The 25,860-nt window shown below is 45.6% G+C and carries 25 protein-coding genes; 16 read left to right on the top strand and 9 right to left on the bottom strand.

What is annotated here, in order from left to right; translation table 11 throughout:
* Nucleotides 1-110: 110 nt before the first annotated feature.
* Complete coding sequence (locus tag BM099_RS12860) at nt 111-554, top strand: SirB2 family protein (protein ID WP_090728523.1); 444 nt, start codon at nt 111-113, stop codon at nt 552-554.
* An 80-nt stretch (nt 555-634) separates the two neighbouring features.
* On the opposite strand, the gene BM099_RS12855 is transcribed toward BM099_RS12860, so the two are convergent.
* Both BM099_RS12855 and BM099_RS12850 read right to left on the bottom strand, forming a co-directional pair.
* A complete protein-coding gene (locus BM099_RS12855) occupies nt 635-2,026 on the bottom strand; it encodes a DNA recombination protein RmuC (protein ID WP_090728522.1) in 1,392 nt (463 codons plus the stop codon).
* 6 nt (nt 2,027-2,032) lie between these two features.
* Nucleotides 2,033-2,383, bottom strand: a complete 351-nt coding sequence (locus BM099_RS12850) for a hypothetical protein (RefSeq protein ID WP_244889939.1) — start codon at nt 2,381-2,383, stop codon at nt 2,033-2,035.
* A 237-nt stretch (nt 2,384-2,620) separates the two neighbouring features.
* Between BM099_RS12850 and BM099_RS12845 the strand changes: the two genes are divergently transcribed.
* Genes BM099_RS12845 through BM099_RS12815 form a run of 7 tightly spaced genes read left to right on the top strand, consistent with a single transcriptional unit; the run spans nt 2,621 to nt 8,237 of the window.
* Nucleotides 2,621-3,271, top strand: a complete 651-nt coding sequence (locus BM099_RS12845) for an O-methyltransferase (protein WP_090728550.1) — start codon at nt 2,621-2,623, stop codon at nt 3,269-3,271.
* Entirely contained in the window at nt 3,271-3,633 is a 363-nt protein-coding gene (locus BM099_RS12840; RefSeq protein ID WP_090728521.1) for a hypothetical protein, read from the top strand. Before BM099_RS12845 ends, BM099_RS12840 begins: the two co-directional genes overlap by 1 nt.
* Nucleotide 3,634: 1 nt before the next feature.
* Entirely contained in the window at nt 3,635-6,055 is a 2,421-nt protein-coding gene (locus BM099_RS12835; RefSeq protein ID WP_090728520.1) for an intermembrane phospholipid transport YdbH family protein, read from the top strand.
* A gap of 24 nt (nt 6,056-6,079) precedes the next feature.
* Nucleotides 6,080-6,277: a YnbE family lipoprotein gene (locus tag BM099_RS12830; protein WP_218150144.1), complete on the top strand. Its 198-nt coding sequence runs from the start codon at nt 6,080-6,082 to the stop codon at nt 6,275-6,277.
* 8 nt (nt 6,278-6,285) lie between these two features.
* A complete protein-coding gene (locus BM099_RS12825; protein ID WP_090728519.1) occupies nt 6,286-6,630 on the top strand; it encodes a YdbL family probable chaperone protein in 345 nt (114 codons plus the stop codon).
* A gap of 46 nt (nt 6,631-6,676) precedes the next feature.
* Nucleotides 6,677-7,207, top strand: a complete 531-nt coding sequence (locus BM099_RS12820; protein ID WP_090728518.1) for a disulfide bond formation protein B — start codon at nt 6,677-6,679, stop codon at nt 7,205-7,207.
* Nucleotide 7,208: 1 nt separating this feature from the next.
* A complete protein-coding gene (locus tag BM099_RS12815; RefSeq protein WP_090728517.1) occupies nt 7,209-8,237 on the top strand; it encodes a lipid A deacylase LpxR family protein in 1,029 nt (342 codons plus the stop codon).
* A 149-nt stretch (nt 8,238-8,386) separates the two neighbouring features.
* Here BM099_RS12815 and BM099_RS12810 read toward each other — a convergent pair whose 3' ends face one another.
* Nucleotides 8,387-10,378: a TonB-dependent receptor domain-containing protein gene (locus tag BM099_RS12810; protein ID WP_143083771.1), complete on the bottom strand. Its 1,992-nt coding sequence runs from the start codon at nt 10,376-10,378 to the stop codon at nt 8,387-8,389.
* A 190-nt stretch (nt 10,379-10,568) separates the two neighbouring features.
* Between BM099_RS12810 and BM099_RS12805 the strand changes: the two genes are divergently transcribed.
* The 6 genes from BM099_RS12805 (at nt 10,569) to paaE (ending at nt 15,387) form a co-directional block, all read left to right on the top strand.
* Nucleotides 10,569-11,294 carry a glycerophosphodiester phosphodiesterase family protein gene (locus tag BM099_RS12805; RefSeq protein ID WP_090728515.1) on the top strand — a complete coding sequence of 242 codons (726 nt, stop codon included), beginning with the start codon at nt 10,569-10,571 and terminating at the stop codon, nt 11,292-11,294.
* Between the two features lie 414 nt (nt 11,295-11,708).
* Nucleotides 11,709-12,650: a 1,2-phenylacetyl-CoA epoxidase subunit PaaA gene (gene paaA / locus BM099_RS12800; RefSeq protein ID WP_090728514.1), complete on the top strand. Its 942-nt coding sequence runs from the start codon at nt 11,709-11,711 to the stop codon at nt 12,648-12,650.
* A 12-nt stretch (nt 12,651-12,662) separates the two neighbouring features.
* Nucleotides 12,663-12,950 carry a 1,2-phenylacetyl-CoA epoxidase subunit PaaB gene (paaB, locus tag BM099_RS12795; RefSeq protein ID WP_090728513.1) on the top strand — a complete coding sequence of 96 codons (288 nt, stop codon included), beginning with the start codon at nt 12,663-12,665 and terminating at the stop codon, nt 12,948-12,950.
* A gap of 20 nt (nt 12,951-12,970) precedes the next feature.
* A complete protein-coding gene (gene paaC, locus BM099_RS12790; RefSeq protein ID WP_090728512.1) occupies nt 12,971-13,735 on the top strand; it encodes a 1,2-phenylacetyl-CoA epoxidase subunit PaaC in 765 nt (254 codons plus the stop codon).
* Between the two features lie 6 nt (nt 13,736-13,741).
* Nucleotides 13,742-14,281 (top strand): 1,2-phenylacetyl-CoA epoxidase subunit PaaD, encoded by a 540-nt coding sequence (gene paaD / locus BM099_RS12785; RefSeq protein ID WP_090728548.1) that lies wholly within the window; start codon nt 13,742-13,744, stop codon nt 14,279-14,281.
* An 8-nt stretch (nt 14,282-14,289) separates the two neighbouring features.
* Entirely contained in the window at nt 14,290-15,387 is a 1,098-nt protein-coding gene (gene paaE / locus BM099_RS12780; protein WP_090728511.1) for a 1,2-phenylacetyl-CoA epoxidase subunit PaaE, read from the top strand.
* 18 nt (nt 15,388-15,405) lie between these two features.
* Here the strand turns inward: paaE and BM099_RS12775 are convergent, their stop codons facing one another.
* Nucleotides 15,406-15,630 (bottom strand): hypothetical protein, encoded by a 225-nt coding sequence (locus BM099_RS12775; RefSeq protein WP_090728510.1) that lies wholly within the window; start codon nt 15,628-15,630, stop codon nt 15,406-15,408.
* 257 nt (nt 15,631-15,887) lie between these two features.
* On the opposite strand from BM099_RS12775, the gene dusA reads away from it, so the two are divergent.
* Nucleotides 15,888-16,907, top strand: coding sequence for a tRNA dihydrouridine(20/20a) synthase DusA (dusA, locus tag BM099_RS12770; protein WP_090728509.1), 1,020 nt, complete (start codon nt 15,888-15,890; stop codon nt 16,905-16,907).
* A gap of 32 nt (nt 16,908-16,939) precedes the next feature.
* Entirely contained in the window at nt 16,940-17,893 is a 954-nt protein-coding gene (gene tal / locus BM099_RS12765; RefSeq protein ID WP_090728508.1) for a transaldolase, read from the top strand.
* Nucleotides 17,894-18,071: 178 nt separating this feature from the next.
* On the opposite strand, the gene BM099_RS12760 is transcribed toward tal, so the two are convergent.
* The 5 genes from BM099_RS12760 to hrpA all read right to left on the bottom strand — a co-directional run bounded on the left by BM099_RS12760 (nt 18,072) and on the right by hrpA (nt 25,849).
* A complete protein-coding gene (locus tag BM099_RS12760; RefSeq protein ID WP_090728507.1) occupies nt 18,072-18,554 on the bottom strand; it encodes an STAS domain-containing protein in 483 nt (160 codons plus the stop codon).
* On the bottom strand, nt 18,551-19,726 hold the full coding sequence (locus tag BM099_RS12755) for a PP2C family protein-serine/threonine phosphatase (protein WP_090728506.1): 1,176 nt from the start codon (nt 19,724-19,726) through the stop codon (nt 18,551-18,553). The genes BM099_RS12760 and BM099_RS12755 overlap by 4 nt, the downstream gene beginning before the upstream one ends.
* Before the next feature lie 35 nt (nt 19,727-19,761).
* On the bottom strand, nt 19,762-20,472 hold the full coding sequence (locus tag BM099_RS12750) for an MlaA family lipoprotein (protein ID WP_090728505.1): 711 nt from the start codon (nt 20,470-20,472) through the stop codon (nt 19,762-19,764).
* A gap of 138 nt (nt 20,473-20,610) precedes the next feature.
* Nucleotides 20,611-21,510, bottom strand: coding sequence for a porin (locus BM099_RS12745; RefSeq protein ID WP_090728504.1), 900 nt, complete (start codon nt 21,508-21,510; stop codon nt 20,611-20,613).
* A 337-nt stretch (nt 21,511-21,847) separates the two neighbouring features.
* Nucleotides 21,848-25,849 (bottom strand): ATP-dependent RNA helicase HrpA, encoded by a 4,002-nt coding sequence (hrpA, locus tag BM099_RS12740; protein WP_090728503.1) that lies wholly within the window; start codon nt 25,847-25,849, stop codon nt 21,848-21,850.
* Between the last annotated feature and the right edge of the window lie 11 nt (nt 25,850-25,860).

The raw sequence follows: 25,860 nt of genomic DNA, 5'->3' as shown, positions 1-25,860 counted from the left end.
ATGCAATTTTTAAATAGCGTAGCAGATAGGAAATTATGGTTAAAGCAGACTATTTTACTTACGTCTTAAATATTAAATAGGCATAATAAAAAATTTTACGGATCAAAGCCATGTACATGATAGTTAAGCACGCCCACCTGACCATAATTTCGCTTACGTTTGTCTTTTTCATTATTAATTTTGTGTTAACGATGAAAGGGTCTGACAAGGTCAACGATAAAATACTAAAGATTGGACCACATATTTTATATACCCTGTTTATTTTCACTTTTATCTACCTGATAATAGTTAATCCGCTTAACTTGTATCCCTTCGTAAATGGTTGGGCATCATCTAAACTAGCTGGTTTCGTGTTCTACATACTCTCTATTACGCTTGCGCTTAAATGGGCAAAATCAAACTTATGGCGGATTGTAGGCCTAATAAGTGCCGTATTTTGGTTAGCCATGACTGCACGACTGGCTTTTGCCGATCATCTTAAAGTAAAGGGGATGAGCGAAGATGCTAATGCATATATAGAATCGGCGCAGTTTATGTTATCGGCGATTTGCTAAAACTAACAATAAGAGCCGAATGACCGGCTCTTGTAGAGAGTAAATTTAAATCACAGTTTTATAACCACGCTAAGATTATTTCAATCAGATTTAATGTGGTCACTATCAGCTTCTTCAGCGATATCAACCAAGCGCTTAGGTAGAATTTTTTTGCCGCTAACACCCAGTTCATTTAACGCTACGGCCTGCTGAACTAAGTTACCTCGACCGGAAGAAAGACGGCTAAATGAAACATCGTACGCTTGCTGCGCACGGGACAGATGCTTGCCTACATCTTCAAGAGACTCAATAAAGCCGACGAATTTGTCGTACAGGTCTGCACCACGTTTCGCAATTTCTTGGGCATTTTGGCTTTGGTGCTCGTATCGCCAGATATTTTGGATGGTACGCAAGGTCACCAACAAGGTTGTCGGACTGACCAACATGATATTGCGCTCAAAGGCAAAACGAAATAACTCGGGGTCATGCTCCAGCGCTAACAGGAAAGCCCCCTCAATGGGCACAAACATCAAAACAAAGTCCAGGGAGCGCACGCCTTCTAACTTCTGATAGGCTTTATCACCTAAACCGCGAATATGATTCTGCAGCGAAACAGCATGTGCTTTGCGTTGTTGCAGGCGAAACTGCGCATCATCGCTGGAACAATATTGCTCGTATGCCGTCAGCGAAACCTTGGAATCTATAATGACGTCTTTGCCGTCTGGCAGATGTACGATCACATCCGGTTGATAGCGCTGCTGCTGATCTTTCAGTGAGACCTGAACTTCGTACTCGTGCCCTTTTCTCAGCCCTGATTCTTCAAGCACCCGCTCGAGTACAATCTCTCCCCAATTACCCTGAGTTTTACTTTCACCTTTAAGCGCCTGTGTCAGGTTAATGGCATCCTGGCTCATCTGCACATTCAAACGCTTTAACTGGCTAATCTCAGTATGCAACGCACGTCGATCTTTCGCTTCACGGTCATAGACATCTTCAACACGGCGTTTAAAGTCACCAATCTGATCACGCAATGGGGTTAGCAGCATCCCCATCTCTTTGCGACTCGACTCGGAAAAGCGCTGTGACTTCTCATCAAAAATCTGATTAGCCAGGTTCTGAAACTCCTGCTTAAGCTGATCTCGCGCTTCAGCCAGCAATGTGAGCTTTTCTTCAGCTGACTCCCGGTCAGCATGTAATCGTGCTTCCAGCTCAGCCACTTGTGCCTGACGAATCGCCAACTGCTCTCTTAAGTCAGACCGATCAAACTCAAGGTTATCCAGCTTGTTTTCCAACTTATCCAGATAAGATAAGCGCTCCTGATACTGAACCTCTTTTAATTGCTGCTGGTGCAACTGCGTTTCTAATTCGCCACGCAGCCGCCCCCAAGAGGATCGAGTCCATTGTGAAAACAGCATGGCCATTGCAGCGACGACAATAAAAGTGATCAGCGAGGTCGCCATATCCCAGCCGGCGACAAACTCCACTAAGGTCATCCGTGCTTACCAGTAATAATAAAGTATCGCGATAGAACCAATAACAAGAGGCGTCATCAGCACAAGGTTCTTAACATCTCCCAACAAACGCTGCATCACTAATAAATGCACCACAGGAAAAGTGATCAGCAAACAGACAAGCGGTATCCACCAATCTAAATTAAGCATGCCGAATGCCATCGCGCCAATTAAGGTTAGCGCGGCTAGATTTCCCGCCATAATAATAGCCACCTGAGTATTACGCTCAGCTAGCTTTCCGGTTTTTTGCTCATCCGGTAGTTTATTTACCGCGCCGGCACTCAGCGCCGCTGACATCGTTACAAAACCAGTAATCAAAAAGGTAAATATTGGATCCACGCGCCATTACTCCACTTCAACAGGTTGATAGGCGTGATTGTAGAGGAATTCAGCGTTTAACCCTACCCATCCTCTCGTTTATTCACACAGATGGGTGCCAACTAGCACCCACAGAAGCAGCAGCAAGGATTAATCATTATGCAGAAAGTGATATTATTCTCTGTAATTTCACAATTACCCCTATTTCAGGCTCAATGGCTGGGCCAGCAAAGCCTTATTAAGAGAGATTACGCACTAATGGAGTATCTGGTTAACGAAGCCGTTGAAGATTATGCTTTCCTTAATACAAGCGAAGAGCCACCCTTACTGACAGAATTGATTACTGCTACCAATGAAACCATGGGATGGCCACAAAAACTCTCAGGCAGATTAGTAGGCCGGACACTCAAAATGCTGAGTGCTATCCACCAGCCCAGACGCGCCCTTGAGATTGGTATGTTCACCGGCTATTCCGCGCTGTCGATTGCTGAAGGCATGCCTGACGACGGCAAACTTATCTGCTGCGAAACCAATCCCCGTGCTATTGAGTTCGCTAAAACCTTTTTTCAGCGCAGTGAGCATGGCCATAAGATTGATGTTGTATTTGGTAAAGCGCTCGACACGCTCGATCGTCTGAGCCATACACTTGATGGGCCGCTGGATTTCACGTTCATCGATGCAGATAAGCGCAGCTACCTGAATTATTACCTGAAAGTGAAAGAACTCACCCGCCCCGGTGGACTCATCGTCCTCGACAATGTGCTTTGGTCTGGCAAAGTTCTGCAGCCAGAATCAGAAATCGACGATACACTGGTTGAAACCAACCGCTTAATTGCAGCCGACCCTGATATGGAAAATGTATTTCTGACCGTACGTGACGGGTTAAATGTCGTCAGGAAACTCCGCTAATGTCAGGCCAGCCTCTTCATTCATCCAAGCAATCAGCAAAGCAGCCATCATCAGCGGATCAACTGTTACGCATTTATGTAAACACGCCAGACAATGATCCCCTCATGGAAACGCTAAGCCAGCAACGCGATGAGCTCCTGGATGATCTGGATAAAGTGGCGTCGGCCGCTGAGGTGACGGGGTTAATTATCTGGCTGCTCAGGGACAACGGCATTAACACTCAAGGCGAAACATTGGACGAAACAGCTGATCGTCTCGGGGATTTAGATATAGAAACAGACACTGACCAGTATACTCATCTGATATTCCAGATCAAAATGGCTGTTGAGCGCCTCGACTCTATTATGCTGGATAATAGCTAACATGAAATGGGGGCGTATAAAGCTAAAGCGCTGGCTATCACTTTGCCTGATAGTGTTAGTGGCGCTCCCGGTTCTTAGCTACCTTTCCCTGCCTTTTATTGCAAAAAACGTTGTCGAGATCTGGCTGACTGATCAAGGCTTTCAAAAACCTGTTTTTAGTGTGGAATACCCTAGCCATCGGGAGCTACTGATCTCTCAACTCAGTGTGGAAAAACATACTGAGAACCGCATATCCACCCTGTCTGCAGGGCCTGTCACTATCAAATTTGATCCATGGAAGTTGCTCTTCAATGCAGAACTGACCCGTATTGAAATTCCCTCAGCCAATCTTGATATCGCCATGACAGGCAAAGCGCCACAGGACGAAGCCGAAACAACTGACACATCCGATACAAGCTCCTTTGACCTATCACAATTGATGCCCGATCAATGGCTGGAACTTGCACCCGCACAGGAGCTGGTGATTGGCCAGTTAGATGTTAAATGGTACGGCCCTGATCAACCCTTTTACCGCTTCACCGGCAACATCTATCTCACTCAGAAACAACTACTGACGCGTGTCTTGAGTAGCATTAATGAGCGAAAGCTTAGCCACTCGGACATTACCCTGTTCAGGGATAACCGTTTTCAAATCAATGTCATTGATCAGCAAGCAAGCGGTTCTGGACCCATAGTCAGACTAACAGGCCTATTCATACAGAATGATGCCTCTATTACTCTGCAAGCTTTACACTCTGTGGATCTTGGTAAAATCTATCAGATAGCACAACAGCTTGAAATTCCTCAAATGGAGATCATCCCGCCGATCAACGGATCTTACTCAGGCGACACCGAGATTTCCTTTGCTAAAGATTTTACGGGGAATCTCGATGCATGGTTGTTAAGCATCAACGCTATCCAACAAAACCAGTTACAAGCACGCATAGAGCAACCTTATGACGGCATTGATAGTATAAATCTGGACCTCACCTCTGAACTAAGCCTGTTACAACCGGGCTCTCTTAAACACGGCTCTGTTAACCCCGGCTCTGTTAATTCGAGCTCTGTTAATCCGGCCCCTCTGAATCACTCTATTTCTATTGTCGTATCAGCCGACAGTAAGGTTTCACTTGCCAACCTGGAGCAAGCAGGCTGGTCAACCGCCAATGCGACGGCCACGTTAGATAACGCCCTGACAATAAAAATAGCCGAAAAAACCGACATCGAACCGTTCAAGATGACATTGAACACAGGCAAGGTCAGCAATTCAACCAGTCAGATCATCCCTCAGCCAATAAGCCTGTCTTTCAGTAACACAGATCTTGCGCTTAAAAAAACACAGGTCGTGTTTAATGCTCCCCAGATACAAACCCACCTGAATACAACAACATTGCCTGCCATTCAGGCATCAGGAAATATTTACGTCCAATTACCTGAAATCAAGGCGGGTATCAGCCTGGGCAGCAACGCACTTTCATTACAAAGTGCTATTAGCCTGGCGGCAAACCTCGATAAAGCACTGATCGACGCGCAATGGCGCATCAAAGAGATTGACCTCGCCAAAACCCAGGCACAATGGCGGCCGTATCTTGCTACCCTCTGGCCTGAAAAACTAACGTTTATTAGTGGTGAATACTCTCAATCCGGGCACTTCAAATGGCTCAGCGGTCGATTAGATGGTGTCATTAGCCATTTTGTGAGTAAGATCAGCCTGACACAAGACCGCCTTGCTGTCATTGGCGCTTCCATCGACAGCAAAACATTTTTGCGTGGCGAGCGCATTGATGAACAGGGCAGCTTACGCATCGATAAAATCGATGCCGGTGTAGAAATCAATGATATACAATCACAGTACCGACTCAATAAGCTGGGGACTAATAATAGCATCGCTGATATCAGTCATTTTTCCGGCACATTGCTCGGCGGCTCATTTCAACTGGCACCTTTCTATAGTGTGCTCAATCCATTGACGATCAACACCGATCTATTCTTGCGTGGTCTATCGCTGGATGCACTCCTTAAACTGGAACAACAACCGGGGTTAAGCGGTGAAGGCATTCTTGATGGAGACCTGCCACTTCGGTTTACCAGCAGCGGCATTTATATCACTGATGGAATAGTACAGGCACGCGGGCCTGGCATTATCCGCTACCGTCCAGACGCAAGCATTCAAGCATTACGGCAATCCTATCTGGGGTTAGGTATTGCATTAGATGCCCTGGCTGATTTTCACTACCATGAGTTATCAGTCGGCGCTAATTACACACCCGATGGAGTTTTGTTATTAAAAACCCACTTAGCTGGTAATAACCCTGCGTGGAATAACGGCCAGGCCGTCAATTTTTCGCTGAATATTGAAGAAAACTTACTTAATCTCCTGAAAACCCTACAATTCACAGATGAATTGACGAACACGATAGAGAAGCGGTACCGTACACCTTAGACGAATGTTGAAGGAAACCTCCTCATGCAACCAAATATGACGCTTCTCGCCGGGCTGCTAATGAGCAGCAGCCTGCTAATAGGCTGCTCACCTAAAGTTCAGGTGGCTGTGCCCAACGAGCCTATTAACATCAATCTTAATGTGAAAATTGAGCATAAGATTCTGATCAAGGTTGATCGTGAGATTGATGGCCTTTTAAACGATAAGAGCGACCTATTCTAGGAGTCACCATGATGAAACCAATAACACGTAAACTCCTGAGCAGGCTTATTCTGAGCTTCCTTATCATAGCGACACCGGCATGGGCACTATCGCTGGATGAAGCTCAATCAAAAGGGCTTGTCGGTGAAACACCCAGCGGCTACCTCGCCAGTGTCAGCCCGTCACCCAACAGCGATACCCGGCGCCTCATCAATGAGATTAATACAAAACGTAAAGCAGCCTATATGGATATCGCCACCAAAGCGGGCGTAGCGTTGGAAATTATTGAGATACGCATCGGGCAGCGCCTTTACGATAACGCACAAAAAGGTGCTTTTCTGCAAAACCCACAAGGCAAATGGATACAAAAGTAGTAACAGATTGCAAAAAAAATAATATTAGTCTTGCGCAGGCCAGCTCGTGAAACAAAAAATTGATAACGCGTTGCTCTCTTACCGAAGGTTAAATTTGGCAGGTTTCTTTTTAACCGGCTCTGCGCTTTCATACGCTTCCATTGCCCTGGAACAACAGCTCAGCTCTATTAATTGCTCACTGTGCAGTATCGTCCGCTTGTGCTTGTTATGTATGAGCGTTTTGTTTTTTATCGCATTTGTCCACAATCCATGGACTTTTGGCCAACGTTTTTATGCTCTTTTAACCTGGCTTCTGTCCCTCTCAGGGTTAGCCGCTGCAGGGCGACATATCTGGCTGGAATCGTTTCAGCTTGCAAGCCCGACTGCCTGCAATGCCGGTATAGAAACACTAACGGCTTCGTTACCTTTTTTATCAGATGTTCATATATTGCTGGCAGAACAACACGACTGCTTGGATAATAGCTGGCATCTATTGGGGTTTACCTTATCTCAAGTAACCTTGGGAGTATTTATATTCCTTTTTCTAATCACCTGGCGACTCTTAACCCGGCGCCCTGAGCCTAAACTACTCTTCTGAAATGAAACTTAAAAATTTACTAGCACTGCTGGCTTTGTATGTATACACAGCACCCGTCACGGCCGCACCCTGGACCCTCAATCTCTATTTTGAAAATGATCTGTTCGCCGATACCGATCAAAGCTACACCAATGGTCTCAGACTCGCCTGGGTATCTCCTGATATTGATACTTATCTGTATGACCCACAGCTTCCGGCATGGTTACGTGAAGTCAACTACTGGTTTACGCCTCTGTACCCTGATCCAGAAAACATAAAAGATGGCGTCAACCGTAATCTCGTTTTTACGATTGGCCAACAGATGTACACACCTGAAGATCGTGAACGAACCACCCTCGACCCGAGTGACCGCCCATATGCGGGCTGGCTCTATGCTGGGTTTGGTTATCACGCCAAAACCAAGAACAGACTAAACTCGGTAGAAGTGAACCTAGGTGTCGTAGGGCCCGCCGCACTTGGGCAAGAAGCCCAGGATATGGTTCACCGCGCCCGCGATATAGCACTCTTTCAGGGATGGGATAACCAGTTACAAAACGAGCCTGGGATTCAACTGGTATGGGAGAACAAGCGTCGATTAGCTAAGAAACCGATTTTTGGCCGTTTTGGATATGATATTATCACCCACTATGGTGCAAGCCTTGGCAACGTCGCCACGTATGCTAATACCGGCGCCGAAATACGTTTTGGTGTTCGCCTGCCGGATGATTTCGGTACCTCTTCATTACGCCCGGGCGGTGATAACAGTGCACCGGGAAATCAGGATCCTCGCTTACGTCAAGGCTGGGGAGTCCACACTTTTATTTCGATAGATAGTCGTTTAGTTGCACATAATATATTTCTTGATGGCAACTCTGTTCGCGACAGCCACTCTGTGGATAAAAAGTACCTGGTCGCTGATGCGGCCTTCGGCATTGCCGGTGTTTATAACAAATGGAAAGTATCCTACGCACAGGTCTATCGCACTAAAGAATTTAAAGGACAGGAAGATGCTCAAAGCTACGGCTCGTTTAGTGTTGCTTATTCTTATTAAAATACCGGATATAAATATAGAGTTAACATAAAAAGTATCGATACCGTCATGACCGGGCCTATTCTACATAGGCCCTAAAAAAGTCCCGAAAAAAGCCCCGAAATACCAGAGATTGATGCCCGGACTTATATTCAGATTTAAACTCAGGCTTAGAATTTGCCTGATAACTTCATCCAGACAGATCGACCCGGCTCGTTCACCTGCAGCGGCGTTGGATCAAACACATCATCACGGCTTTCATGCACACGGTATGTTTTATCAAACACATTATCGATACCAGCAGCTAGCGTTACAGCCGGTGATAGTCGGTAATCAGCAAACAGATCCACCAACCCATATCCTGATGTTGGAGTGACATCTAAACCTGCACAATCCGATGATGCCAGACAAACCTCGCTCTGAGAGGCAACAAGACTACTAGTGATGCCCGCGCCCCATTGACCCGACTGATACAAAGCCTGTAGGCGCGCGGTCAGTGGTGAAATCCGCGATAATGGTTCGCCAGTATCCAGATTATTCCCTAGCGTATAGCTAAGACTGCTGTTCAATAACCACTGCGCATTTAGCCGGTGTTGATGTTCAAACTCAACGCCATATATCTCCGCTTCTACATTACGATAACGTTCTATCGAACTGTCCCGGTAACGCAGAATGTAATCATCGATACGGTTGTAATAGGCCGACAGTGACCACGGAGACTTATCCGTGTTACTCAAAACCCATTCAAGCTGATGATGTTTTTCCGGTGCTAACCAGGGGTTACCAACCCAATTACTTTTTGCCATATAACGCTCAGTCGCATCTGCCGTGCGCACGCTACGCGAAGCAGTCATTTCCAATTGGTAATTTTGATTAAGCTGATGCTGCCAGCTGGTAAAACCAGCGATGTTATACTCACGTTGCTGTTCAGGTGTTGCGCCATAAAGCGTTGCCGCCGTCTGATTCATCATAAAGACGTCATTTTCATTATTCACATCAGCCGTAATATAATCGTAACGCAGACCTAACTTCACACGGTTCCTGGCAGACAAAGTGCGGTTCACCTCGCCAAAAACCCCTACTTGTTCAATCGTCACATCCGGCCATAACTGCCCCATTGGCATATTCGCCGGATAACTGTAAACCAAGCCATTGCGCGTATTACTTTGATAGTCCGCGCCAAACGAGGCCTGATGCGCACCCAACCAGCCATCAAAGATGACACGCCCGCCGCGGGTATCTGAGCTACTCGGTGCATACATACCTGCCACCTTATCTCTGAGCGAATAACTGTCCATCAGATGGTCAACATTGCTCTGAAATAACTCAGCTTTCATCTGCTGAATAGTCCCACTATCAAAACGATGTTCAAGTTTGACGCGATAAATATCCGCATTCGACTCAGGTGAATCCATATTTGCACCGGCAAACAACACATCTCGTTCTTCGTTACGGTCATAGCTCATGGTCAAATCAGTATTTTCACCGAGCTGCGCTCCCACGATCAGCGCTGCGGCACGAGATCGATAGGCTGAGCGCACAATATCGCCATTACCATCCTCATAGCTATCCATATCGGCAACTTCACCTTTAAAGCGAAAATAACCTTGATCATTACCAGTAGCCACGTCAGCGGACAAGGTTCCTCCTTCTCCATTACTACGCGCAACACCCGTCACTGTAGCGGCATATCCCTGCTCATTAAAGACTGGCTTATGCCGGGATAAAACCAGCGTTCCACCACTACCACCACTACCATATAAGACCGTCTGACTTCCTTTGAACAAAGTTACTAAGTCATAGCTATCGCCCGAGGCATATGTCGTTGGCGGATCCATTCTATTTGGACAGCCCCCATGAAGATAAGCGCCGTCCAGCAGAACATTTAACTGAGTTGCCTGTTGACCACGAATAATAGGGTCAATCGCACGCCCGCCCATTCGGGTGCCTGATACCCCATTAACTGAGCGTAACAGCTCCGCCATATCAGAACCGGGCTTCTGAGCAACCGACTCAGATGTGAAGGTGCTAACCGATGTATCAAGCAAGGCTCCACGAGTGACTTCAACAAATAGGGGGCTTTCATCCGCCTGCACACTTACCTGAACACCCACTGATACTACCGAACAACACATATAAAACATCTTCCACTGACTTTTCAAACCCTTCGCCTCTCAATATTAGAAAAAGGATTTTAGCAACGACTAATCTGTTTAAAAATGTGGCAAAACGCCGCAGACTAACGAACAGGATAGCGGTAAAATCAATCGCAACATTATGCTGAAGCCGACGCTGTTGAAGTTAAAAAGTGCCTAAACTAAATTCCTGATTAATGACTGGAGGCGCAGACATATGAAGCTAAGTGCAATTATCGGTCACCGGGGGCTGGCATCACTAGCACCGGAAAATACACTGGCTTCGATTACATTGGCTCATCAACACCAGATAGAATGGATAGAAGCCGATGCCAGTATTCTGGGTGATGATACCGTGGTGCTTTGTCATGACGATACCTTAAACCGCTGTAGTAATGGCCAGGGCCCTTTACTCACTATCAATAAAGATGACCTGATCAAATTAGATGCCGGTAGCTGGTTTTCTGAAGAATTTGCAGCAGAGCCCATGCCCACATTAGCGCAGGCATTAACACTGTTATCTGGCTTCAATATGGGACTGAATCTTGAGTTGAAAGCACAGGCCGGAGTTGCACCTTGCAAAACCGTCAGTTTAATCCGCCCCCTTATCAGGAAATTCTGGAAAAGCAACAAACCACTACTCATCAGTAGTTTTGATCATGATATGTTACGCATATACCGACAACAGGATAAACAGCAAGCCATTGGCCCACTATACGAACAGATTGATGATCACTGGCACAGCACGCTGGTGGAACTTAACGCCATCAGTCTTCATTGTGACTGGCTACATCTAACCCCGGCTCAAGCCCAATCAATAAAAGCAGCAGGGTATCAACTAGTCGTCTACACCTGTAACGATCCTGAGTCCGCTCAGCAACTCCGGGCAATGGGCGTCGACAGTATTATTTCAGACAGCCCGCACCTTCTGGGCAAACTATAGTATCAGCACCCCACCCCGCTAATCTCTCGCTTTAATTAACAAACAGCGTCCCCGCCGACACCCCACCCTCATGCTGAGCATGCGTTCAGATCAACACTTCAGGTCATTTGCGTGCCGTTCGATTAGAAATCCATCCTGAATTTCGCGCTTTTACAGTGCCTTAACTATCACCCTAAGTATCACCTTAACTATTACCTTAAGTATCGCCTTAAGTATTATGAGTAGTGGTATCGGACAATAAAAAGCGACAAAGCGATACAATAAAACATATTTTTTAGTAATTTTATGTATCATTTTAAAATATTTCGAGGTACATTTATTCTTAACAGAAAGACTGATTGATGCGCCTGCTATGAAGACAATAAAAAAAACTCGTAGCCTGAAAAACGAACCAGAACACCGGAGAGCAGAATAATGACGCCAGAAGAACAAAATTTCATGCGTAAGATCAACGCTGAAGATAAAATCGAACCCAAGGATTGGATGCCGGATGCTTACCGTAAAAATGTTATCCGTCAGATGTCTCAACACGCTCACTCTGAAGTGATCGGCATGCAGCCTGAAGGAAACTGGATTACCCGTGCACCTTCCTTGCGTCGTAAAGCCGTTCTGCTATCCAAGGTACAGGATGAAGCAGGTCATGGACTTTACCTTTACAGCGCTACTGAAACGCTTGGCATTACTCGTGCAGAAATGATCGAAGCCTTGCAACAAGGCACGGCCAAATATGCATCCATTTTTAACTACCCCACCCTAACCTGGGGCGATGTAGGTGCTATTGGCTGGCTGGTTGATGGTGCTGCCATTGTAAACCAGGTATCTCTGCAGCGGACTTCTTACGGCCCTTATGCACGCGCCATGATCCGCATCTGTAAAGAAGAAAGTTTCCATCAGCGTCAGGGTTATGAAGCGCTGCTCGCATTGGCAAAAGGTTCTCCTGAACAGAAACAGATGGCACAGGATTCTTTAAACCGTTTCTATTGGCCAGCACTGATGATGTTTGGTCCTCACGATTCTGAATCAGCACATTCTGCCAAATCGATGGAATGGAAGATCAAACGTGAAACCAATGATGACTTACGCCAGAAATTTATCGACCAAACAGTCCCACAGATAGAATTTTTGGGATTAGCGCACCCGGATCCTGCGATCAAATGGAATGAAGAGCGTGGCCATTACGATCATGGTGACATTGACTGGGAAGAGTTTTACAGCGTCATTAACGGAAATGGTCACTGTAACCGTCAGCGTATTGAGCATCATGTTGCCGCTCACGAAGAAGGCGCTTGGGTACGTGACGCTATTACTGCATATAACGACAAAAAAAATGCCAATAAAATAAAAAACGTGGCGTAAGAGGTATTTGACATGACAACTGAAAAACTAGAACTGTTTGAAGTATTTATCCGCTCAAAGCGTGGCCTTGATCATAAACACGTAGGTAGCCTGCACGCAGAAGATCACGCTCAGGCGCTTGAATATGCGCGCGACTGCTACACGCGTCGAAGCGAAGGCGTTAGCATCTGGGTGGTGAAATCAAACGACATCTGCGCTTCCCAGGAAGATGATGCTGAAAGCTTTTATGATCCTTCTGACGACAAACCCTACCGTCATGCGACTTATTATGTGCTGCCTGACCCCGTTAACAACATGTAATTCAGTGAGGACTATTTAAGATGAGTGATGCAATAAAAGCAGCCACACTGGAATATGTGACCCGTTTAGGTGACGATTCTCTGGTACTGGGACACCGCATTTCAGAATGGGTAAGCTATGCTCCGTTTTTAGAAGAGGATATCGCTTACGCCAACGTAGCATTAGATTACGTAGGCCGTGCACGTATGTTCTACACCTATGCAGCAGAACTTGCTGCAGATGGCCGTACCGAAGATGATTTCGCCTATATGCGCAGCGATCGCGACTACCGTAATCTGCTATTGCTGGAGATGCCGCGTGGTGACTTTGCTTATTCGCAGATCCGCCAGCTATTTGCTGATGTCTACTACAGCCTGGTACTACCTGAGCTTGTAAAATCCAAAGATGAAAGAATTGCCGCGGTTGCTGCAAAAGCGATCAAAGAAACCAAGTACCACGTACGCCGGAGCCGGGACTGGGTTCACCGCCTGGGAGACGGGACTGAAGAAAGCCATAAACGCACTCAGAAAGCCGCTGACCAGCTATGGGGCTATACCCATGAGATGTTCGATATGGATGAAACCGAGCAATTATTAGCGGACAACGGTATCGGCGTTGATGTCTCCAAACTACGTGATCAATGGCACAAAGATGTCAGTGCTATTCTCACTGAGTCAACGATAACAGTGCCTGAAGACAGTTGGGCTGTACGTGGCGGACGCACCGGTTATCACACTGAAAATCTGGGTCACATGCTGACCGAGCTGCAGATTGTGCACCGCTCCCACCCCGGTTGCCAGTGGTAATTGATGATGAAAGAGATCTCACTGATGCCAGACGAAGAGTATCAACGTCTGCAACAACGCAACAAAGCAGAAGTAAAAGAGCTCTGGGATATTCTCGATGAAGTAAAAGATCCTGAGGTACCTGTACTGAGTATTTGGGATCTGGGCATTTTACGTGATGTAGAGCGCAACGGAAATCAGGTGGTAGTGACGATCACTCCCACCTACTCCGGCTGTCCTGCAATGGACACCATCACCAGTGATGTAGAAACAGCGCTGAACAAAGCGGGGTATAACGAGGTGGTTATAAAAACCATACTCTCGCCTGCCTGGAGTTCAGAGTGGATGTCGCCACAAGGACGCAAAAATCTTCGCGAATATGGCATTGCGCCATCTGAAGATGCCGATCTTTGTGAAGACGGTTTAACACCCGAAGCGCATGCCCAATGCCCACATTGTGGTTCCAGAAATACTCGCAGGATCAGTGAGTTTGGCTCTACGGCCTGCAAAGCACTGTTCCAATGCAATGATTGCAGTGAGCCATTTGACTATTTTAAAAAGATATAGGTGAAGCGATGTCTGACACCAATTTCTACACATTGAAGATAGCTGACGTACAACCGGAAACGGATACGGCTATCTGTGTAACATTCGATGTTCCAGAAGCTCTGAAAGAAAAATTTACATTTATCCAAGGTCAGTTTCTGACGATTAAAGCCATGATCGACGGTGAAGATGTGCGTCGCTCATATTCAATATGCTCAGGTATTAACGACGGGCATATGCGTGTAGGTATCAAGCGTGTTAAAGATGGTAAGTTCTCAAACTTTGCCAATGATACTTTTAAAGCAGGTGATGAAATTGAAGTTATGCCGCCACAGGGTAGCTTCCATACCGAGCTAAAAGCCGATAATGCCAAGAACTACATGTGTATCGCGGTAGGCTCTGGCATAACGCCAATGATCTCGATCATTAAATCTGTGTTAGACGTTGAGCCAAACAGCCGTGTTACCTTGCTCTACGGTAACCGTCGCAGCAACTCAGTGATGTTTAAAGAAGAACTGAACTTCGTCAAAAACCGTTATATGGATCGCTTCCAGTGGATCAATATCATGGACTTTGAAGATCAGGGAGCTGACCTGCTGAACGGTCGCCTGGATAACAAAAAAGGCTACGCTTTACAGAAAAGCGGGCTGATCAATATCAAGAACACAGATGAGGCCTTTATCTGCGGGCCTGAATCTATGATGTCTGAAATCTCTCGCGGCTTCCGCATGGAAGGCTTGAGCGACGACCAGATCCACTACGAGCTGTTTGCTAACTCATCAGCCGACTCTCAGAAGATTCTGGACAAAGCCCAGAAGCGTATTGAGGACTTTGGAGAAGAGAAGCTCAGCAAAGTAACTGTTGTTGCTGATGGCCGTTCAATCATGTTTGAACTGGCGACTGTTGGCTCCAATATTCTGGATGCCGGCATGGCTAATGGCATGGAGCTACCTTACGCCTGTAAAGCAGGCGTGTGCTCTACCTGCAAATGTAAGCTAATGGAAGGTGAAGTCGATATGGACATCACTCACGGTCTTGAGAAACATGAGATCGAAGCCGGTTACATTCTTAGCTGCCAGGCACACCCTATTTCAGATAAAGTTGTTGTCGATTTCGACCAGCGCTAACCGTTCTATCTGATCCCTCTAAGCCCTGCTATTCGTTTTTGCATTAGCAGGGCTTGTATATTCCATTCTTAAGCCCGAAGCTGCACTTCCACGTTTTTGCTCAATACTGAGTGGCACTGCATCAACATAACGATAACCCGCATAGTCTGTAGAAAAGCTACCCGCCAAAGACTCAATCCCAACCGCACTAATATATGCCTCACGCTTACGCTCTCTATATACAGGCATCTTACGTACAGGCATCCTACGCTGATCGAATGTTTGCGCCTGTTGATATATAATCCTGTCATCTGTGCGGATACGAATTTGAACAGCATACGAAACAAATTTATCTTTACGCTTGCGGGCAGAAATAGTCGCTATGCATTGTCCTCTGTTAAAGAGCCAGTGCTAAAGAGCCAGTGCTAAAGAGCCAGTGCTAAACAATTTCATGTGGCATTGTGCGTAGCCTGACTAACCCAAAACACCCAAAATAACCAATTTCAGACAAAAACAGACCATTGAAAAATACAATAGAAACAGCCGCAAAGACAACAACTACGAGGGATACTCTGGATAGACGCTTCAGTGTAGCGCCCATGATGGACTGGACCGATAAACACTGTCGGATGTTTCATCGCATCCTGTCTAAAAACAGCGTGCTTTATTCAGAAATGGTGACCTCGGGTGCATTAATTTTTGGTGATAAACACCGTCATCTGGCCTATAACGAAGGCGAGCACCCGGTGGCTTTACAACTTGGCGGAAGTGATCCTGCAGACCTTGCAAAGTGTGCTCGTATGGCACAAGAATATGGCTATGATGAGGTCAATCTGAATGTCGGTTGCCCCAGTGATCGTGTTCAGAACAACATGATTGGCGCCTGTTTAATGGAGTATCCCGAAAAAGTGCGGGACTGCATGTCTGCCATGCTCGACGCTGTGACTATTCCCGTGACGATTAAGCATCGGCTGGGTATTGATGATCTGGATAGCGATGAGCACCTGCATCATTTTGTCGATACGGTAAAGAGATCCGGCTGCACTACCTTTATTGTACACGCCCGCAAAGCAGTACTGCAGGGACTCAGCCCGAAGCAAAACAGAGATGTTCCGCCGTTACAATATGAGAGAGTCTATCAGCTAAAACAGGCATTTCCAGAGCTTGAGATTATCCTTAATGGCGGCGTAAAAACACTGCAGGAATCTCAGTCTCACCTTGAGCATATCGATGGCGTCATGATGGGACGGGAAGCCTACCAAAATCCCTATATACTGGCCGATGTAGACCGTAGCATATATGGCGCCGACCAAGCTGTTATTAAACGCCTGGAGGCGGTTGAGGCCTATCTGCCTTACATTGAGGAACAACTTAAACAGGATGTTTACCTAAATCACATTTCTCGTCATATACTAGGCATATTTCATGGTATGCCCGGAGGCAAACAATTCCGCCGTCTGATTAGTGAACAGGCTTATAAACGGGGCGCGGGTGTTGATGTCATTCAGCAGGCACTGACGAAAATCAAAGAATTCAGTTAACTTACGAATAATAATTTATGGAAATCCAACCCATGGAAAACCAGCTACAGCAACTCAAATCAATGACCACCGTGGTTGCCGATACCGGTGACATAGAAGCTATCGGCCAGTTCACACCCGTCGATGCAACAACCAACCCTTCATTACTACTTAAAGCGGCTGGCTTACCTATATACGCCCCTTTACTTAACCAAGCCAAATCATGGGCAAGCGCACAAAGCCAAGACCCGCAAACTCAGCTCTCTTTAATGACACAAAAACTGAGTGTATTAATTGGCCTTGAGATCCTTAAAGTTATCCCGGGAAGAATTTCAACAGAAGTTGATGCCCGCTTATCTTTTAATACTGAAGCAACCGTTGAACAAGCGTACCAATTAATACGCTTATACAATGATGCGGGTATCAGCAATGATCGCATTTTAATAAAAATCGCTTCAACCTGGGAAGGCATACAAGCGGCCCGAATACTGGAAAAGGAAGGCATTAATTGCAACCTGACCTTACTCTTCAGTTTTGCACAAGCGGCCGCCTGTGCTGATGCCGGGGCTTACCTGATATCACCTTTTGTCGGCAGAATTTTAGACTGGTATAAAGCCAATCAACCTGAACAAGATTATTCTGCTGAGCTAGACCCTGGCGTCATTTCAGTTTCAAGTATCTATAACTTTTATAAAGCGAATGGCTATAAAACAATTGTTATGGGAGCAAGCTTTCGCAATATCACTGAAATCCAGTGTCTTTCAGGCTGCGACAGATTGACCATCAGCCCTCAGCTTATGAGCGAGCTGGAAAAAACTAACGCGCCATTAATACAACAACTCAGTGAAAGCACCGCGACATCAGATATTGCTATACCGGACAGTGATGAAATGACTTTTCGCTGGCTCATGAACGAAGATGCGATGGCAACGGAGAAACTGGCGGAAGGGATTAGAAATTTCGCAGCGGATCAGGTTAAGTTAGAAAAAGTGTTATCTGATCTTTAAAAGGTTAAGGGCTCTGATGCATCCTGCAATGAGCCCTTATTCACATCCATGTAAAGCACCATATCTATCCTGAAATGATGGTCAGATGTACAATTCCAATTGAAATTCAACCTCCCTGCTGCATCCCTGACAACGGCTATTCTACAGAGCTGAGAAATCGAATATATAGGAATAAGTCCTATTTTTCCTCTAATGCGGCAATCAAACTATTGAACGCTTCATAATTTGAATCATTTAACGACATGAGCACTTTATGCGCTTTAATAATACGTTGCTGCATCTGTTCAGCCGACTCTTGTATTAAAGGCACCTGTATTAACTCGTATTGCGTTAACGGCAATACATCCAGAAAAACAAAAATCTGGTCAAACCCCATGCTTAATAATGTTCGCGTCACATCATCATGAGTAGACACCACCATCGGAGCAGGCAAGCCCCTGTTTTTAGCGCGTACAGCCAACTTGGCAATCAACCCAAGGGTGGTACTATCAAGACAGGTAGCTTCTGTTACATCGACTAATACGTGCTCACATTCATCCGAGGATATTACCTTTTCAATATGGGCCCCCAGAGAAGAGCACTGCGTCAGACGGACTTCACCGGTAAATTTAATCACATAGTGATTATCAAGAAGCGCATAATGAATAGAACCCTGGTTCATAATATAACTCTCGAGACTGACATAATGGCAATATCATCAGGATACTGTTCCAAATGTTTATTACCTTCAAATATATGAGATTTGAGCGCCGAAAAATTGACGTTAGTAGCATCCAACCAATCTAACAAAGCCTTTTCTTTTTCAATAATAGAGCTTTGCGGTAACAACTCCAAAACCCCGTCAGAAAACAGATAGAGTGAAAAGTTTTTATCCAATACTATTTGCTTCTCAACAAACACGGCATCTGTAAACAAACCGACAGGCATACCTCGTCCTTCAAGCACCATTAGTTTTTCCGGGGACTTATAAACAGGCATAGGGTGATGCCCCCCTACCGCATATGTCAGAGTATTCTCTGGCTGATTGATCAAGCCACAAAAGATTGTCAGATGCTTATCGAGTCCTAATGCATATATCTCTGTATTAAAGCGAGTCAGCGTCTCAAGGGGAGATAAAATATCATAACTGGAGCGGCGCTTAAAATTTCGCAACAGACGACTGGTAATATTCTTCAGCAACACAGTAACTAAAGCAGAGGAAGCACCATGACCTGAAACATCAGCCAGGTAAAAAAGCGTCAGCTCATCGCTAATGGGCACCACATCTACAAAATCACCGCTAACAATAAGTGACGGAGTAATGCTGAATTGATATTCAATATCGTGAATCACCTGCTGCGCGGCAGGAAGCAAACGACTTTGTACCTGAAACGCAGCATACTGATCATCTTTTAACTCTTCTAACGAGGCTTCAAGCCCTTCACGATAAACCAGGCGCTCGTAAAGTAAGCGACAACGATTAAGTTTTAGCTGTATAGAGTTTATAAAATCAGGAGATTCTACCTGCAGGCTTTCTATATAAAACACATCATCAGCACCAGCTCTTAATGCGTCTATCACCGAGGGCGTACTGTTTTGATGCAATATCACGATAATCGGAAATCGCCCATCATCTCCAGCCAGGGATTTCAGATGTTCAAAATCAATCCGATCAGACACAGACAATACATAGATGCCAAAATTTTTAAACAGCAAGCCTGCCTCGGGCATCACGTTATCCAGCGCTTCAATACCGGGCCCATCAAGACCCGCGCTACTAAGCACTGATCTGATTAAAGATAAGTCTTGTTGCCTAAAGCCAAACAGCTGTATGCCTGATAAATAATTTGTCATAAATACTAGTTTAATCTGACCAGACTTTAATATCGCTAAAAATCGTCCTGATTAAACGTGCCATCCATCTGACCATCTTTCACTTCAAACTCACGTTGTTGTAAATAAGCATCACGAACAAAACCATACTCATCACCGCTAATCAGTTTTTCTACCGAAAACAGCCCTACTCGCTTATCTAACAACTCGGCAGCATAACCACTGTTACGCGTAGGAATATGATCTACTTCGTCAGCCCACAGATTTATACTACTGTCAGGAATTTTAGCCAGACCATCACGCACAGAACTAGGGCCCAATAAAGGTAAAACGACATACGGACCGGATGTAATACCCCAGTAACCCAGCGTCTGACCAAAATCTTCTTCGGCGCTTTTCAACCCCATGGGGGTCGCGACATCAATCAAGCCAGCCAAGCCAAAGGTGCTATTAAAGACAATACGGGAAAAATCGGTAAGCGAAGCATCCAGCTTAAGCTGCAGGATATTGTTAGCTAATGAAGTCACATCACCCAGATTAGAGAAAAAGTTATGCACGCCGGTCTCGATAATGTCGGGAGTAACTGCATGATAACCTTGAGCAAGCGGCTTAACAAAAGCACTATCAATCTTTTTATTAAACTGATAAATACTTCTGTTTATACCTTCCCAGGGATCAGATTCAATATTCGCACTTACACCTGAACTATAAAAAGATATAACAAGGGCAAGACTACACCCCAAACACGCTGCTTGCTTTCTGAACATCGTCGCATCCTGATACGGGTAAACCTTAATTGTAAGGCACTGTACTGCAAAATAAAATCAAACACTTATCAAATATTGATAAAACGCAAAAAGACTCCCGAAGGAGCCTTTTAAGAGAAATGCTAATCTAAATTAAGATTAGAAATCTACGCGTAAACCAGTAGAGAAAGTATCAGCTTTCTGAGCAAAGTTAGATGCAGCTGCATCGTCATTTACGTCTAAGTAGTTAGCAAATACACGAGCCTGCTTGCCCAGTTTATGCTGAACTTCAAGACCATAACCGCTAGCATCGCCTTCTGAAGCATAGTTACCGATCAATGAAGTATCACCGAAAGCGTAAGAAGCAGCTAACTCATAGCTATCATCTTCGTATTTTACAGCATCGCGATCCTGCCACAACAGAGCAACATACAGAGCATCAGCAGCATAAGCTACAGATACAGCAGTTCTGTCTTCATCATCATCAGAAGCGTCATCAATGAAAGATGCAGCAGCAGTGAAGCCAGCTACAGAGTATTTAGCAGCAACGTGATAAGAATCAACATCTTCACCGTTGTTACCAGCATCAGAGTCAGCAACTACAGCCAACGCACCTGAGAAACCGCCCATGTTAGGAGTAACGTAAGAGATCACGTTAGGTGAACGGAAAACATCTACAGTCAAAGCAGTAGAGTTACCATCCAGAATATCTACAGTTCCAGTTGCGAAGCTGTATTCAGGAGTCCATTGCTGACCGATTGCAGCAGTACCGAAACCACCTGTCAAACCAACATAAGCCAGACGACCATCACCAAAAGAAGCGTCATCGTTGTTACCAACTTTCCACTCACCATGATAGATAGCTTTAACGCCATCGATGTTAGTATCAACAGAACCTTTGATACCGATACGTGAACTGTTATCAGCAACGTTAAAGTCCTTTTTATCTGCTGCAACAGCTTTCAAACGCAAAGAACCGTAAAGTGTAGCGTCAGCTTGTGCAACCATTGGAGCAGTCAGAGCACCAGCAACAGCTAGAGCGATCAGTGACTTTTTCATCAATATTTCCCCTTCAAGATTCAATATACTAGTAGTGAATTCTAGTTTTTCTTAATGCCTGCCCTTTTTTAGAACAGTGACATTTAAGAAAGTACTATAAATTAATAATATTTCAAACATATGAAAGTGTTTTTTTCACTTTTATTTCATATGTCTATCAATTTGTCTTCACTGTTTCCATTACTAGCTACAGTGTTTTCAATAATCCGTTTGCAAGATCCGTCTTAACGCACTAATCTCTGCACACATTTAAATTGTGCGCATTACAACACAGCAGAGCGGACATCGCAACCTTTTAAAAGTTTCCACGATCAATAAAAAGTTAAAATTTAATATTTTATTGATCTGATTCAGACAGAATCTCTTTCCAGCGTTGCTTTACTCTTTTCTCAGAAACACTTTCTAATGTGCCGACCTGTTGAGCAAAAAGCGAGATCCGATACTCCTCTAAATACCAACGGTATCGGTTCAATTCTTCTATCCATATTGTATCACCTACACCGAGCTTTTTCTTCTGTTCATACAGAGTCTGATAGGCTGTCCATAACTGCTGCAATTGATCACTTAGTATTCGTTGGCGAGGAAGTTCACGTGCGAATTTTTCAAGGCGTATCTGAATCGCTTGCATATATCTTGTGTATTGGGACAATTCAGACCACGAGATAGTGGATATATAGTTTTTGTAGATTAAGTGCCCGAGCTGGCTTTTTATATCATTGAGAATGATCACCGTCTCTAATGATACCTTACTGTTTAACTGCTTCATAATAGCGTGATACTGCTGATGAATAGTATAGATAAGCTGCGACAACGACTGCACTCTGTCATTCAACTCTGCTTTTGCGGTTTTGACTCTCGCAGCAAATTCTTGCTTTGATTTTGGCAAACGCTTATCTAAGCCCTCACCCATTTCAGCATCTAAACCCATTGCACACTTTACCGCCTGACGGATGATATTTTCTTCGAACTCTTTTTTTGAAAAAATCTTACTGGCCAGCAATAAACTTTCGTTAAGATGAGGTATTTTCACCCTGGAGGCACGAATTTGCGGCCCCATCGCTAACATGGCCAGGCGTGTAAAACCCTGAACCGAACACTGCAGGGCTTCTGCTTTGCTCATTGCCAGCATCAGCTCAACACTGTCTTGTCGGTCAACCAGCATCGGCCAGGCATCAATCAGAATACCTCCCGCCTGGCGCAGCTGGACCTTTTCGACCCATTCTCCGAAATCCCATTCGGTTATTCCTTTTCTTCCCCAGCTGTCTTCAGGGCCTTCTTTTATAGCGGCGTCTGAGTGAGCGCCATAATGCTCACACAAATAATTCCAGTCTCTGCTTTGTGCGACAAGCACACCCTTGTCATCTATTAACTTTATATTAATACGATAGTGATCATCTAACTGCACGTCACCGAGCTCAGATGGCGCTAAGCGGAGCCCACTCATACGTAACAATTGATGCGCCATCGCCTCATACAGATCGCCTTCAGCAAATACCACGGCTTCCGCTAATGCCTCCGCATAGTCCGGTACCGGAACAAAATTCTTGCGGCGCTGTTTCGGCAAGCCTTTCAACAACGCCACATATTTTTCTTTAATCATGCCGGGCACCAGCCACTCCAGTCTTTTTACAGGGAGTTGCTTGAGCAGCGCCAGCGGCACAGAAAGGGATACGCCATCATCAACACAACCCGGCTCAAAATGATAACTTAAGCGAAGTTTTACCCCCTTCCACAGAAACTCATCAGGATAATCTCCCTTAGACACATGTGAGGCTGAGCGCTGCAGCAGATCTTTTTCAGTCAGATAAAGCGCATCAGCTTGTTGGGATTCAATGCCTTTGCGCCATTTTTCAAAGCCAGCGCCGTTAACAATATGCGCGCCATTATGTTCTATAAATTTTTCTGCATAGAAGTCATACAGTGTTTCTTCATCCACCAGCAGATCTTTACGACGCGACTTAGCCTCTAATGTTTCAATATGTGCCAGCAAACCTTGGTTGTGCTTAAAAAAAGCACCTTTTGTCTCAAAATCACCTTCAACCAGCGCCGAGCGAATAAATATCTGATGAGACACTTCAGGGTCAATCACGCCATAATGCACTAAGCGCTTAGGCACAATCAGTAATCCATACAAGGACACCTGCTCCGTTGCCACGACCTGCGCGCGCTTTTTATGCCATGCGGGTTCCAGATAGGCACGTTTAACCAGATGAGCCGCTAACGGCTCCGCCCATTCAGGCTCGATACGCGCCAGCATGCGCGCATACAGCTTGGTCGTTTCAACCAGCTCTGCTGCCATGACCCACTTTGGCGGCTTCTTAAATAAGGCCGATGCAGGAAAAATATGAAAGCGACGATTGCGGGCACCGAGAAACTCTTTATTTTCCTGCTTAAAGCCGATATGACTTAATAATCCCGCTAATAAAGAGACATGCAGTTCCCGATAGCCCGCAGGTTCAGTGATCTCTTTTAAACCCAACTGTTTTGCAGCAAGGTGCAGCTGACGATGAACATCGCGCCATTCCCGCATCCGCATAAACGAAAGAAAATTCTGCTGACAGTACTTACGCAACTGGTTCTGCGAAAGCTCCTGTCGCTGAGTTTCATAATGCTGCCATAAATTCAGCATAGTGACGAAATCTGATTGATCATCTGTGTATTGCTTATGCTTTTCGTCTGCCGCCTGCTGTTTATCGAGAGGCCGTTCACGGGGGTCCTGGGTACTCAATGCACTGGCAATAACCAGCACCTCTTTTAACGCGCCCTGTTTTTCCGCTTCAAGAATCATCCGTCCAATGCGCGGGTCCACCGGCAACTGACTCAGCTTTCTACCTAGCCCTGTCATCTGACGCCGAGGATTAACAGCACCCAACTCTTCTAACAGTTTGAACCCATCACTGATAAAACGACTATCCGGTGGATCAATAAAGGGAAAATCGGCAATACTGCCTAGCTTCAGATTCAACATCTGTAATATAACAGCGGCCAGATTAGTGCGTTGAATCTCGGCATCCGTAAAGGCCGGCCGCTGTTTAAAATCATCTTCACTATAAAGACGAATACACACACCTTCAGCGACACGGCCGCACCGACCTGCACGCTGGTTGGCACTCGCCTGTGAAATGGCCTCTATGGGTAAGCGCTGCACTTTAGAGCGATAGCTATAGCGGGAAATTCGCGCGACACCGGTATCAATCACATAACGGATATTCGGCACGGTAACCGACGTTTCCGCCACATTGGTAGCCAGCACAATGCGCCGTCCGGCACTCCGCGCTCCCTGAAAAATCTTATTCTGTTCTGAAACACTCAATCGGGCATATAAAGGCATTACCTCGGTATCACGTAACTGGGCTTTGCGCAGTATTTCAGCGGTCTCCCTGATCTCTCTTTCTCCACTCAAGAAGATCAGAACATCCCTGGCACCACTTCGTTTAGCGGCTTTATCGAGGCCAATAATCTCCTCAACAGCATCATAAATACCTTGCTGCAGAGTTCTGTCCTGCGAATCTTCTTTTTCCTTACCCTCAGTCTCACCATCACTTCCACCGAGTAATGGCCGATATAAGGTTTCAACAGGGTAAGTCCGACCTGACACTTCGATAACAGGCGCCTTTCCAAAATGCTCAGAAAACCGCTGCAAATCGATGGTGGCCGAGGTAATAATCAACTTAAGGTCTGGCCTTTGCGGCAAGATACGCCTGAGATACCCCAACAGGAAATCAATATTCAGACTTCTCTCATGCGCCTCATCGATAATGATGACCTGATACTTAGATAACAAAGGATCATGCTGTGTTTCTGCCAGCAAAATACCATCGGTCATCAGTTTTATCAGCGAATCTTCACTGACCAGGTCGGTAAACCGAACCTGATAACCCACCTTAGCACCTACCTGTGAGTGCAGCTCTTCGGCAATGCGGGTCGCTACGGTACGTGCAGCCAGACGACGGGGCTGTGTATGCCCGATCAACCCTTGCGCGCCATAACCCAGCTCAAGGCAGATTTTTGGTAACTGTGTCGTTTTCCCTGAGCCGGTCTCACCGGCAATCACCACGACCTGATGCTGACTGATAGCATCTTTTATCTCTTCTTTACGCTCAGAAACGGGCAGCGGCGGATAGCTAATATCACCAATCAACGCCTGCCTTCGCTGAACAGCCATCTGACTTGCGTCTATTTTTGCCTCAATATCACGCTGCATTTTATCTACAGGCTGATCTTTTTTTGCACGTTCCGCCATTTTACTGATGGCATGCTGCAACCTTGCACGGTCTGCAGTCAGACAATTATCAAGGAGTTTAAATAACGCAGAAAATCGTTGAGTATCGTCTTTCACTGAATTCACAT

The organism is Neptunomonas qingdaonensis, assembly GCF_900113275.1.
Taxonomy (GTDB): domain Bacteria; phylum Pseudomonadota; class Gammaproteobacteria; order Pseudomonadales; family Balneatricaceae; genus Neptunomonas; species Neptunomonas qingdaonensis.
Note: the sequence above shows the minus strand (reverse complement) of the source record. Positions and strands in the feature narration are given on the sequence as shown.